The following is a 12,455-nucleotide window of genomic DNA, read 5'->3' as shown; positions in this document are numbered from 1 at the left end:
CCCCCTCATGATCGCCCATCGGAACCTGGGATTGGTCGCCGCCGGCGCGACGCTGCTCGCGGCGGCGCCGCTGTCGGCCATCTTCGAGCGCTGGACATGGCTGGTCCAGGCGGTCATCGCGGTGGCCGCGGTGGCGGCCGCGGCGGCGCTGGCCCGGCTCGGCCGGACTCCGCTGTGGGTGCAGATCCTGGCCATGGTCGGCGGCCTCACCCTCGCCCTGACCTGGCTGTTCCCCAGCGGCAGCGAGTTGCTGGCGGTGCTGCCCACCCCGGCCACCTTCGGGCACTTCGCCGAGCTGCTCGGCAACTCGGTCGAGGACATGCGCTCCCACGGCGTGAAGGTCCCGGACACCGACCCGCTGCTGTTCGTCACCGTGCTCGGCATCGGCGGGGTGGCGGTGCTGGTTGACGTGCTCTGCGTCGGGCTGCGCCGCCCCGCCCTGGCCGGCCTGCCGATGCTTGCCATCTACTCGGTGCCGGTGGCGGTCTACGTGGACAGCGTTCCGCCGGTGCCGTTCGCGATCGGCGCCGCCGGTTTCCTGTGGCTGCTGGTCACCGACAACGTGGACCGGGTCCGCCGGTTCGGCCGCCGGTTCACCGGCGACGGCCGGGACGTCGACGTCTGGGAGTCGTCGCCGCTGGCCGCCGCCGGCCGCCGCCTGGCGGTGGTGGGCCTCGCGCTGGCCGTGCTGGTGCCGTTGGCCGTGCCCGGGATGACCGCCGGGCTGATGACCACCCTCAACTCCGGCGCCGGCTCCGGCATCGGTCCAGGGTTCGGCGGCTCACCCGGTCGGGTCGATCTCTTCGCCGCGCTCAGTGGGCAGCTCAACCAGTCCCAGGTGACCGACCTGGTGACCGTCACCACCACCGAGGAGGAGCCCTTCTACCTGCGCTTCGGGGTCGCCGACGACCTGCGTACCGACGGCTTCCGGGTGCGCGGCCCCAACGGCAGGCGGGTCAACGGCGACCTACCCGATCCCTCGGGGCGCTCGGTGCCGGGCGTGCAACGCACCCGGCAACGGGCCACCGTGCAGGTCAGCCGGGAACTGAACATGCCGCTGCTGCCGGTCTACGCCGAGCCGGTCAGCTTCGCCGAGTTGGGCAACAGCTGGTTCTACGACCCGAACCTGCAGGTCGTCTTCTCCAACCGGGAGAACTCCCGAGGCAAGGAGTACTCCTTCGACTACGTACGCTCGTCGTACAGCCCGCAGGCGCTGCGGCGGGCCCAGCCGCTGCCGGCGGACCTGCCGCTGCGCCGGCAGCAGACCGTGACGCCGGACGTGCCGGAGGTCCGCACCCTGGTGGAGGACCTGACCCGGGGGGCCAGCACCGAGTACGACAAGGTGCGGGCCATCTACGACTACTTCTCCGAGGACAACGGCTTCAGCTACCGGCTCAGCACCGAGCAGGGCACCAGCGGCCAGGCGATCCTCGACTTCCTGCAGAACAAGGTCGGCTACTGCCAGCAGTACGCCGCGGCGTTGGCCTGGATGGTCCGCGACGCGGGGATTCCCGCCCGGGTCGCCTTCGGGTTCACCAACGGCAGCCGGCGCAGCGACGACACGCTCACCCTGACCAACCGCAACCTGCACGCCTGGACCGAGGTCTACTTCGACCAGATCGGCTGGGTGCCCTTCGACGCCACCCCGGCCTACGGTGTGCCGGGCTCGACCCGCTCGGCCTGGGCGCCGGACGTGGACGCCCCGGAGGAGAGCACGCCGCAGGGCGGCACGTCGGACACCCCCGACGAGACGGACCCGTCGGCCGACGCGGAGCAGGGACCGAACCAGTTCGAGGAGGGCGAGGACCCGGGCGCGGCGGCCGGCTCGGACACCCCTGCCGAGCAGCGGTCCCGCTGGCCGTGGCTGGTCGCCGCCAGCGTCCTGACGCTGCTGGTGTTGCTCGCCGTGCCCGCATTGCGCCGGCTCGCCCTGCGTCGCCGTCGGGGCCGGCCGGCACCGGTGGTGCGGACGGTCGACGCGCCGGACGCGGCCCCGTCCGCGACCGGTCAACCGGTCATGGTGGTCGCCACCGATCCGGACCGGGCGCGGGCCGACGCGCACGCCGCCTGGGACGAACTAATCGACACGCTTGTCGACTACCGGATCGGGGTGGACCGGACGGAAACCCCACGCGCCACGGCCGAGCGGCTGGCCCGGGAGCGGCTGGCCACGCAGGACGACGCCGGGTCGGCGGTACGCCTGCTCGGGCGGGCGGAGGAGCGGGCCCGCTACGCGCGGGACCCGTTGACCGGCGAACCGCTGCCGGCAGCCCTGCGGACGGTGCGCGGCGCACTCGCCGGGCAGGCCGATCGGCGGACCCGCCTGGTGGCGACCGTGCTGCCGCCGTCGGTGTTGTCCCGGTGGCGCACCGCCGTCGCGGACAACTCGTCCCGACTGGTCAACTCGGCCGGGCAGGTGCGCCGGAGGCTGCTGCGGTTCAGTCCGCGCCGATTGATCGCCAGCCGCGCGGGGCGCTGACGCCAACCGTGCGGGGGCGCTGATCCCGTTGCCGGCGACACCATCGGTGGTCGCCGGCAACGCGCCGCCGGCAGGCGGGCGACACGGAGCCTCGCACGGCACCCTGGCCGTTTGCGCGCCACTCACCCCGGGCAGCCCAGCCCGGGGTGACGTGCTTCCTCGTCAGCGGCGGAACGGGGTCAGCGGTGCCCCTCCGGGCGCTGCCGCCACCGGTCCTCCATCCGGTCGAGGAAACCCGACTTCCGGCCGGCACGGCCTCGGGACCGGCGACGACTCGCCGTGCCCCCGACGACGTGCAGGTCGGGTGACTGCGCCCGACGATGCGACTGCACCGCGAACGCGGCCGAGGCCAGCATGACTACGAATCCCGCCACTGCCAGCGGCGGAGTCTTGATCACCGCGCCATAGACCAGCAACGCCAGGCCAGCGATGATCACGCCGGCAGCGACGAGCAGGCGACGCCGCGCGTGGAAGCGCGGATCGCTGGCGCGCACGGCCGAGGCGAACTTGGGGTCCTCGGCAAGCGACCGCTCGATCTGCTCGAACAGCCGCTGCTCGTGCTCCGAGAGCGGCACGGCACTCCTCCCCGGTCACGTTGGTCGGTCCGGTCGGACCGACAGACCGTGGCAGCCAACCGGCTGCTTACCCGCAAGTCTACGAGGGCCCTCGCGCGTCGGAAAGCGGGACGACCTACGGTCGGGTCGGATTTTCATTTCGTCGGGGATCGCGCCCGGTGAGAAGACTGGCCGGTCCTATGACGGACCGCCCGAAACGGGCGGCCGCCGCGTCGGCGGCGACCTCCGCCTCCCGCCAGCCTCGCTCCGGCTGCCCGAGGGCGAGCTGCTGCGGCGTCTGGTCCGCCGCCGTCAATCCCTCCGCCCGGACACCGAGCAGGCGGATCCGCTCACCCGGGTTCAACGCGGTGTAGAGCGCCCACGACGTGTCGAACATCTCCCGGGCCACGTCGGTGGGCACGTCCAGGGTGCGGGCCCGGCTCACGGTGCGGAAGTCGGCGGTGCGCACCTTGAGCGACACCGTCCGCCCCACCTGCCCGCCGGCCCGCAACCGGGCACCGACCTTCTCCGCCAGGGCCAGCAGAGTCCGGCGGATCTCGGCCGGGTCGTCGACGTCCACGTCGAAGGTGACCTCCGCGCCGATCGACTTCTCCGCCTGCTCCGGGCTGACCCGGCGTGGGTCACGGCCCCAGGACAGCTCGTGCAGGTGCGCGGCGGCCGCCTCGCCGAGCGCGGTCCGCAGCATGCCCGGCGGCGCCTGCGCGAGATCGCCGATGGTACGCAGACCGAGCCGCAGCAGTGCCTGCTCGGAACGCTCCCCCACCCCCCACAACGCGCCGACCGGCAGCGGGTGGAGGAACTCGAGCACCCGGTCGGCCGGCACCACGAGCAGACCGTCGGGCTTCGCCCGGGTCGAGCCGAGCTTGGCCACGAACTTGCTCGGCGCGACCCCGACCGAGCAGGTCAGCCCCTGCTCGGTGGCGACCCGCTCCCGGATGCGGCGGGCGATCTCCGCCGGCCGGCCGAACAGTCGCCGGGCACCGGCGACGTCGAGGAACGCCTCGTCCAGCGAGAGCGGCTCGACCAGCGGCGTGACGTCCCGGAAGATCTGCATGACCGCCCGCGAGGCCGCCGCGTAGCGGGCGAAGTCGGGGGGAAGGAAGACCGCGTGCGGGCAGAGGGCCCGGGCCCGCATCGTGGGCATCGCGCTGCGAACGCCGTACCGCCGGGCCTCGTAGCTGGCCGAACTGACCACGCCGCGCGGACCGACCCCACCGACCACGACGGCCCGGCCGCGCAGCTCCGGTCGGTGCCGGACCTCCACCGAGGCGTAGAAGGCGTCCATGTCGACGTGCAGGATCGGGCACCCGGCGTCGTCGGCGCCGGGCCCGAACCGGGGATCGCCGCCCCGGGGTAGCGACTGGCTGCGGCCCACCCGCGCAGGTTAGCCCGCCGGGCTGACATTCCGGCCGGTCAGCCCCGCACCACCAGCAGCGGAATGGTCATCTCGGCCGCGGTGTCCGCACCGTGGAAGGCCACCAACCGGGACACCATCGGCGGCTCCGACCGACTGGCCAGCACGGCGTACGTGTCGTTGCAGACCACCACGACGTCGCCGATCCGGTCCAGGTGGCCGGCGGCCACCGGCCCGAACCGGCCGCTGGCCACCGCCTCCTCACGGGTGAGCACCCGGGCGGCGGTGCCGAGCACGGCCGACCAGGCGGCCACCACGTCGGCGGTGGCTCCCGGTGCGACATGCAGGTAACGCACCCGGGGTTCGCCGGCGACCACCCGCACCCCGGCGGTCAACCGGGGATTGGTGTCCAGGTCGAACCGATCCCCGGCGGGAATGTCGAGCTGACCGTGGTCGGCGGTGACCAGCAGCGCGGCGTCGGGCGGCAACCCGTCCACCAGCCGGGCCAGCAATCCGTCCATCTCGGTCACCGCCACCCGCCACGGCAACGAGTCGACGCCGCTGAGATGACCGTGCCGGTCGACGTCCGGATGGTAGGCGGAGACGAGAGTCGGACCGGGCCCGGCGGTCAGCGCCGCCAGCGTGGTGGCGGCCACCGCGTCGACACCGGCCGCGCCCCGGTAGTCACCACCCCGGTTGGCGGCCAGGGTCAGACCGGTGCCACCGAACTCCGGCCGGCTCACCACGGTCACCGCCACACCCGCCGCCCGGGCCCGTTCCAGCTGGGTGGGAACCGGCTGCCAGCGCAGCGGGTCGGGATCGCCGTCGCGCCACTCGATGTGGTTGAGGACCCGCTCGGTGCCCGGAAGGCACACGGTGAAGCCGAGCACCCCGTGCGCGCCGGGCGCCACGCCGGTGCCCAGGGTGACCAGGCTGGTCGGGGTGGTGGAGGGGAAACCGGAGGTGAGCGGTCGACCGGAGGCGGCGGTCAGCCCGGTCAGCGTCGGCGCGTACGGCGCGGCGGTCGGGATCTGGTACCAGCCGAGGCCGTCGACCAGCAGCACCGCGATCCGGCGCACCCCGGACAGTTCGGCGGCGAGGCCGAGCGGGTCCGCGACGCCGGGGACACCGAGCACGGCCAGCGCGCTGGGCAGCACGTCGGCGAGGCTGCCGCCGCCGTACCCCGGCGCGACGACCTCCAGCGGGCGGGCCCGGCCGATCACGCCGGTCATGCCGGACGGCGGGCGAACAGGTGCAGCTGGGCCGCGACGTCCCGCCAGGGTGGTCGCGCGGCGAGCGTCCGCTCCAACTCGACCAGGGCAGCGGCCTGACCGTCCGCCACGGCCGCGGGCAGCAGGTCGGCCAGGACGCGTACGCCGTGGATCTCCTCGACGGTGAGACCAGCGGCGGTCAGCAGCGCGGCGGCGCCCTCGACGTCGAAGCGGCGGCGCAGGGTGTCCCGCTCGCCGGCGGAGCCGACCGGGTCGGCGGCCAGGGTCGCGGCCACGTCGAGGTGCCCGTTCATCGCCCGGCCGAGCACCGCGGCGGCCCGCCCGGCGACCAGCACGCTCGCCGCACCGCCCGGTCGGAGCACGCCGGCCAGCGCGGACACCACAGGTGCCGGGTCGTCGACGACCTCCAGCACGGCGTGGCAGAGCACCAGGTCGACGCTGGCCGGCTCGATCAGCCCGGCCAACGCGTCGGCGTCACCCTGCACCGCGCGCACCCACCCGGCCACCCCCGCCTCGGCGGCCCGGCGGCTGAGCGCGGCGAGCGCGTCGGGACTGGCGTCGACCACTGTCACCCGGTGCCCGGCCCGGGCCAGCGGCACCGCGAAGCCGCCGGTGCCACCCCCCACGTCCAGCACGGTCAGCTCGGCGGCCGGCCGGCGGTCCAGCTCGGCGCGCAGCACCGACCAGACCACGGCGGTACGGGGGGTGAGCGGCGGCCCGGCCGGGCCTGGGGTCTGTTCCACCCGGTCGAGCCTAGTCAGCCGGGCACAGATCGCCAGGGGGCACCTGCCCACCGTCAGCGGAAGTCGCGGGAGGCGGGGCGGACCGGTGCCTCGATCGGGTCCAGCCGGTCGGCGACCAGGTTGACCACCCCCTCGTGCCGCTGTAACCGCCCCCGCACCACCAACGCCGTGCTGGTGCGGGCCACCCGTCGATGCCGCTGCCACAGCCCTGGCGAGCAGGTGACGTTGAGCATGCCGGTCTCGTCCTCCAGGTTGAGAAAGGTGACCCCACCGGCGGTCGCGGGCCGCTGCCGATGGGTGACGATGCCACCGACCCGGATCCGCCGGCCCGGTTCCACCCGGCCCAACCGGTCGATCGGGACCGCGCCCACGGCGTCCAGCTGCGGCCGGATGAACCGGGCCGGGTGGTTCTCCGGCGACAAACCGGTGGCCCAGACGTCGGCGACCAGCCGGTCCACCTCCTCCATTCCGGGCAGCACGGGTGCCTCCGTACCGGTGACCGTGCCGGGCAGCCGACCGGGCCGCTCCTGGGCCGCCGCGCCGGCCGCCCAGAGCGCCTGCCGCCGGGTCAGCCCGAAACAGGCGAAGGCGTCCGCGGTGGCCAGCGCCTCCAACTGGGCGGCGGTCAGACCCACCCGCCGGGCCAGATCCGGCATGTCGCGGTACGGGCCGTCCGCCGCCCGCTCGGCCTCGATCCGCTCGGCCACACCGTCGCCGAGGGTACGCACGCTGGACAGCCCGAGCCGGACCGCCGGGCCGCCCAGCCCCCAGGCGTGCGGCGGTTCCCCCGCCCGGCTGCCCCAGCGGGTGTCCGGGGTGGACTCCAGCACCGGCTTCGCGTCGCTGGCGTTGACGTCCGGTCGGCGTACCTGCACACCGTGCCGGCGGGCGTCGTCGACCAGGGTCTGCGGCGAGTAGAAGCCCATCGGCTGGGCGCTGAGCAGCGCGGCCAGGAACGGACCGGGGTGGTAGCGCTTCAGCCAGGAACTGGCGTAGACCAGGTAGGCGAAGCTCATCGCGTGGCTCTCCGGGAAGCCGTAGCTGGCGAACGCGGTGAGCTTGCGGTAGACGTCGTCGGCCAGTTCGCCGGTGATGCCGCGCTCGGCCATGCCCTGGTAGAGCCGGTCGGCGATCTGCTCCATCCGCTGCACCGACCGTTTGGCGCCCATCGCCCGGCGCAGCTGGTCGGCCTCGGCCGCGTCGAAGCCGGCCAGGTCGATGGCGAGCTGCATCAGCTGCTCCTGGAACAGCGGCACGCCGAGGGTCTTCTCCAGCGCGTTACGCATCAGCGGATGCGGGTAGGTCACCGGCTCCTGGCCGTTCTTGCGCCGGATGTACGGGTGCACCGAGCCGCCCTGGATCGGACCGGGCCGGATCAGCGCCACCTCGACCACCAGGTCGTAGAACGTCCGGGGCTTGAGCCGGGGCAGGGTGGCCATCTGGGCGCGGCTCTCCACCTGGAACACCCCGACCGAGTCGGCCCGGCAGAGCATGTCGTAGACCTCGGGGTCGTCCAGCGTCATGTCGCCGAGATCCAGGCTCATCCCGATCATGTCGTAGCCGTAGTGCAGGGCCGACAGCATGCCGAGACCGAGCAGGTCGAACTTGACCAGGCCGACGGCGGCGCAGTCGTCCTTGTCCCACTGGAGCACGCTGCGCCCGGGCATCCGCCCCCACTCCACCGGGCAGACCTCGATCACCGGCCGGTCGCAGATCACCATGCCGCCGGAGTGGATGCCCAGGTGCCGGGGGAACGTCTGGAGTTCGTTGGCGTACGCGACCACCAGCTCGGGGATCTCCGGCACGTCCACCGTGGCCACGTCGCCCCACCGGTCGATCTGCTTGCTCCAGGCGTCCTGCTGGCCGGGTGGGAAGCCGAACGCCTTGGCCACGTCCCGCACCGCCGAGCGGGGCCGGTAGGAGATCACGTTGGCCACCTGGGCGGTGTGCTCCCGGCCGTAGCGGGCGTAGACGTGCTGGATGACCTCCTCCCGGCGGTCGGACTCGATGTCCACGTCGATGTCGGGCGGCCCGTCGCGCTCGGGAGCCAGGAACCGCTCGAACAGCAGCCGGTGCCGGACCGCGTCCACGTTGGTGATCCGCAGCGCGTAGCAGACCGCCGAGTTCGCCGCCGAACCCCGGCCCTGACAGTAGATGTCCGCCCGGCGGCAGAAGTCGACGATGTCGTACACCACCAGGAAGTAGCCGGGGAAGCCCAGCTCCTCGATCATGTTCAGCTCGTGGTCGAGTTGCGCGTACGCCTGCGGGTGCGCCTCGCGCGGGCCGTAGCGTTCCCGGGCGCCGGTCTCGGTGAGGTGGCGCAGCCAGCTCATCTCGGTGTGCCCCGACGGCACCGGGTACGCCGGCAGCTGCGGCGCCACGAGCTGGAGGTCGAAGGCCAGCTCGGCACCGAACTCGGCGGCCCGGGCCACCGCGCCCGGGTAGGCGGCGAACCGGGCCGTCATCTCGGCGCCGTCCCGCAGGTGGGCGGTGCCCGCCGCGGGCAGCCAGCCGTCGATCTCGTCCAGGCTGCGTCGGGCCCGCACGGCCGCCAGGGTGGTGGCCAGTCGCCGCCGTCCCGGTGTCGCGTAGTGCACGTTGTTCGTGGCCACCGTGGGCAGGCCGGCGGCGGTCGCCAACTCGGCCAGGGCGTCGTTGCGGTCGCCGTCGACCGGATGCCCGTGGTCGGTCAGCTCCACCGCCACCGTCTCCGCGCCGAACAGCGCGGTGAGCCGGTCCAGCTCGCGGGCCGCCGCGTCGACCCCCTCGGTGAGCAGGGCGGCCGGCACGTGCCCCTTGCGGCAGCCGGTGAGCACCAGCACGTGGTCGCGCAGGTCGGCGGCGATCTCCTCCAGCTCACCGTAGACCGGGCGGCCCTTCTCACCGCCCCGCAGCTGGGCGCGGGCGATGGTCGCGGCCAGCCGGGCGTACCCCTCGTGGCCGTGGGCCAGCAGCAGCAGGTGGTTGCCGTGCGGGTCGGGTACGCCGTTCTGCGGACCGGGCAGGCCGAGGGACAGTTCCGCTCCGAAGATCGTCGGCAGGCCCAGCGCGCGGGCCGCCTCGGCGAACCGCACCACGCCGTAGAACCCGTCGTGGTCGGTGACGGCGAGGGCGGTGAGCCCCAACCGGACGGCCTCCTCGGCCAGTTCCTCGGGGTGGCTGGCACCGTCGAGGAAGCTGAAGTTGGTGTGCGCGTGCAGCTCGGCGTACGGCGGCACGCCGTCGGGCCGGGCCAGCTCCGGCGGCCGGTAGTGCTCCCGCCGCCGGCTCCAGGCCGGCGAGTCACCCCCGTCGGCGTCGACCGCAAGCGGATCCACGACATGCAGGTGCCGCTCCGCGCCGCTGCCCTTTCCGCCGTCGCTGCCCTTCCCGCCGGTCGACCGCCCGGAGAGCACCCGCTCCAGCTCCGACCACGGCAGCCGGGGATTGTGGAAACTCACCGCCGCCACCTCGCCGTCGCGCAGGACGCCGTATCTCGTGCCCTCGATCCGCCCGGATGCCCCCACATGCCGCAACTGGTGAAGCCCGTCGGCCCGACGTCAGTCATAGATCGCCTCCACCAGCCACTGGCCGGACTCGATCGCGAGCAACAGGGCGCTGCCGTCGGCGAGGCGGACCTGGAACCGGGCTCGGCGGCGGGCCTCGGCCGGCGCCCACCACCGCTCGTCGACCGGCCACGGACCGGCCCAACCGACGATCTCGGCCGACGCGACCGTCCCACCACGAAGGGCGGTGGCCGAAGCGGCGGTGGAGGTGGCGGAACCCGGGGCGGGAGTGGGGTCGGTGGGCGGCGACGGCACCGAGCCGATGCTCAGCCGGGCCGGTGGCGCGCTGACTGCCAGCCGGGCGCTCACCACCACCGGCGCGCCGGTGGCGTCGAGCACGCTCGCGGCGAGCGGGACGGGCAGCACCACGGCCGGCGAGGGTGGCGGCAGTCGCCCCGGCCAGGACGGTACGGCCGGCCCGGGACTCACCCGCCGCCGACCGGGACGGGCCGCTCCGCCGCCGGAGGCCACCGGCCCGCCACCGGAGCCGGCCGACCCACCGGAGGCGGCGGGTTCGACGTCCGGACCGGGCCAGGAGCGCTCGGCGGGTACGGGCGGCGGCGGACCGGGGCGGGCGGGCCGGCGCTCGTCACCCCAGGGCACCAGCCGGGTCTGGTCGGCCGGGGATCGCCCGCCACCGAGCACCGCGGTGACCACCGCCTCGGGACCGAGCAGGCCCTGCACCCGACTCAGCGCGCGGTGCGCCCGCTCGCGTTCCGCGCCGGTCTCCCCCCACAGCCCGGGTTGCAGGCCGGCCTGGGCCAGCACCCCGTCCGGCAGCAGCCGCAGTCGGATGATTCCGGCGGTGGGACGGGCCGGCCGGTCACCGCCGCGCCGGGCACCGGAGAGCCAACCGTCCAGTTGCCAGCGGACCCGGTCGGCGATCGCCGCCGCGGTGAGCAGCCCGTCGTGCCGCCAGACCCGGTGCAGTTCCTGGCCGTGTGCGGTGACCGCCTCGATGCCCAGGCGGGTGCAGGCCAGTCCGTGCCCGGCGAGCCGTTCGTGCAGTTGCTCGGCCAGCGTCCGGGCCGCGAACGCCGCCACGTCGATCCGGTCGATCGGCTCGTCCAGGTCGGCGGTGACCGTCAGATCGACCGGCGGACGCCGGACCGCGAGCGGTCGGTCGTCCCGTCCGGCGGCCAGCCGCTGGGCCAGCGCCCCGTCGAACCCGAATCGGGCCAGTACGTCGCCGGCGGGCAGCGCGGCGAAGTCGCCCAGCGTGCGCACCCCCAGCCGGCGCAGCAGGTCGGCCAGGGCGGGGCGGCCGAGCGCCTCGACGGGCTGACCGGCCAGAAACTCCGATGTCCCGCCGGGCGGGACGATCCGCCCCTCGCGGGCGGCCAGTCCGGCGGCGAAGATCCCGGCGGCGACACCGATCTGGCTCTCCACCGCACAACTGAGGGCGACGTGCTCGACGATCCGCTCAGCAGCCGCCTCCTCACCACCCAGATAGCGGCTCGGGCCCCGGGCGGCCAGCGCGCAGGCCCCCGGACGGATCACCTCGACCCCGACCGCCACCTCCTCGACCGCGGCCACCACCGGCTCGAACGCCCGCGCGTCCCGCCCCGGATCGTGGTCGACGACGGTGAGCCCGGAGCAGCGTCCCTGCGCCTCCCGCCGACGCAGCCCTCGGCGTACCCCTTCGGCGCGGGCCTGCTCGGAACAGGCGATCACCCGGTTGGCGTGCAGCACCGCAACCGGCCCGGTGGCGGGCACCCCGTCGACGATCTCGGCGGCGAGTACCGGCCAGTCCGGGCACCACAGCAGCAGTGTCCGGACCGGTTCACCCACGGCCCGCCACCACCCGCAGGCGCGTGGCACCCGGTCGGGCGACGGTGGCCGGACCGGGGATGACCCGGGTCAGCTCGTCACCGGGCAGCCAGACCTTGACCTCTCGGGGCCGGGCGGCGGCACCCCGCCCGTGAGCCGAGATGGTCACCTCCCGGCGGCGCAACCGTCCCCGCCCTGGCCCGAGTCCCTGCCAGATCCCCCGGACCACCTGGAGCGTCACGTCCGCGCCGTCCCACCGGCCGTACGGCACCAGCACGCTGCCGCGTTGCCGGGCCCGCGCGGCCAACCGGTCGGCGACGGAGGCGGGGACGGTGGACGGGACCGCGGTGACCACCACGTCGACCCCGTCGATGAGCGCGGCGACGACGGTGGGCCACTCCGGACCGGGCTGCGGCACCAGGGCCAGCCGGTCCAGGACGATGCCGGCCTCGGCCGCCGCCCCGGCCCCGAAGGTCGGCATCCCGACCACGGCACACCAGGATCCGGCGCGGGACGCCTCGGCGAGCAGCGCGAGCAACAACGAGGTGGTGCCGCCGGGTCGGGCCTGTCCACCGCCGACCGCGACGGTGCTGCCGCGCCGCAGCCCCCGGTTGGGCAGCAACCCGGTCAGCTCGGGCCGCACGGGCAGCACCCGGTGCCCACCCGCCGGGTCGGGTGCGCTGGCCGGGCGGACCAGCCCGGCCAGCGCGGCGGAACCGACCACCATGCGGCCCGCCATCGGACCTCCCCCGTCGTC

At 74.7% G+C, this 12,455-nt stretch carries 8 protein-coding genes; 1 reads left to right on the top strand and 7 read right to left on the bottom strand.

What is annotated here, in order from left to right; translation table 11 throughout:
* Positions 1–7 precede the first annotated feature (7 nt).
* Positions 8–2,479, top strand: coding sequence for a DUF3488 and transglutaminase-like domain-containing protein (locus tag O3597_RS05510; protein WP_281603419.1), 2,472 nt, complete (start codon positions 8–10; stop codon positions 2,477–2,479).
* A 179-nt stretch (positions 2,480–2,658) separates the two neighbouring features.
* Here the strand turns inward: O3597_RS05510 and O3597_RS05505 are convergent, their stop codons facing one another.
* From O3597_RS05505 to O3597_RS05475, 7 genes are all read right to left on the bottom strand, one after another.
* Positions 2,659–3,054, bottom strand: a complete 396-nt coding sequence (locus O3597_RS05505) for a DUF3040 domain-containing protein (RefSeq protein WP_203996867.1) — start codon at positions 3,052–3,054, stop codon at positions 2,659–2,661.
* Positions 3,055–3,169: 115 nt separating this feature from the next.
* Entirely contained in the window at positions 3,170–4,429 is a 1,260-nt protein-coding gene (locus tag O3597_RS05500) for a DNA polymerase IV (RefSeq protein WP_281603418.1), read from the bottom strand.
* A gap of 38 nt (positions 4,430–4,467) precedes the next feature.
* Positions 4,468–5,640 (bottom strand): nucleotide pyrophosphatase/phosphodiesterase family protein, encoded by a 1,173-nt coding sequence (locus O3597_RS05495; protein ID WP_164449203.1) that lies wholly within the window; start codon positions 5,638–5,640, stop codon positions 4,468–4,470.
* On the bottom strand, positions 5,637–6,401 hold the full coding sequence (locus O3597_RS05490; protein ID WP_281604484.1) for a methyltransferase domain-containing protein: 765 nt from the start codon (positions 6,399–6,401) through the stop codon (positions 5,637–5,639). Before O3597_RS05490 ends, O3597_RS05495 begins: the two co-directional genes overlap by 4 nt.
* Positions 6,402–6,436: 35 nt before the next feature.
* Complete coding sequence (locus O3597_RS05485; protein ID WP_281603417.1) at positions 6,437–9,823, bottom strand: error-prone DNA polymerase; 3,387 nt, start codon at positions 9,821–9,823, stop codon at positions 6,437–6,439.
* A 99-nt stretch (positions 9,824–9,922) separates the two neighbouring features.
* Positions 9,923–11,719 carry a DNA polymerase Y family protein gene (locus O3597_RS05480; RefSeq protein WP_281603416.1) on the bottom strand — a complete coding sequence of 599 codons (1,797 nt, stop codon included), beginning with the start codon at positions 11,717–11,719 and terminating at the stop codon, positions 9,923–9,925.
* Positions 11,712–12,437, bottom strand: a complete 726-nt coding sequence (locus O3597_RS05475; RefSeq protein WP_281603415.1) for a hypothetical protein — start codon at positions 12,435–12,437, stop codon at positions 11,712–11,714. The genes O3597_RS05480 and O3597_RS05475 overlap by 8 nt, the downstream gene beginning before the upstream one ends.
* Positions 12,438–12,455: the final 18 nt, after the last annotated feature.

Source organism: Verrucosispora sp. WMMA2044, from assembly GCF_027497155.1.
Classification (GTDB): Bacteria; Actinomycetota; Actinomycetes; order Mycobacteriales; family Micromonosporaceae; genus Micromonospora; species Micromonospora palythoicola.
The sequence above is the reverse complement of the archived record's forward strand: the minus strand, read 5'-3'. Positions and strand labels throughout refer to the sequence as shown.

Excerpts from the sequence above, each read along its gene's own strand:
- O3597_RS05510 (WP_281603419.1), top strand. The coding sequence starts at position 8 with ATGATCGCCCATCGGAACCTGGGATTGGTCGCCGCCGGCGCGACGCTG.
- O3597_RS05495 (WP_164449203.1), bottom strand. The coding sequence starts at position 5,640 with ATGACCGGCGTGATCGGCCGGGCCCGCCCGCTGGAGGTCGTCGCGCCG.
- O3597_RS05475 (WP_281603415.1), bottom strand. The coding sequence starts at position 12,437 with ATGGCGGGCCGCATGGTGGTCGGTTCCGCCGCGCTGGCCGGGCTGGTC.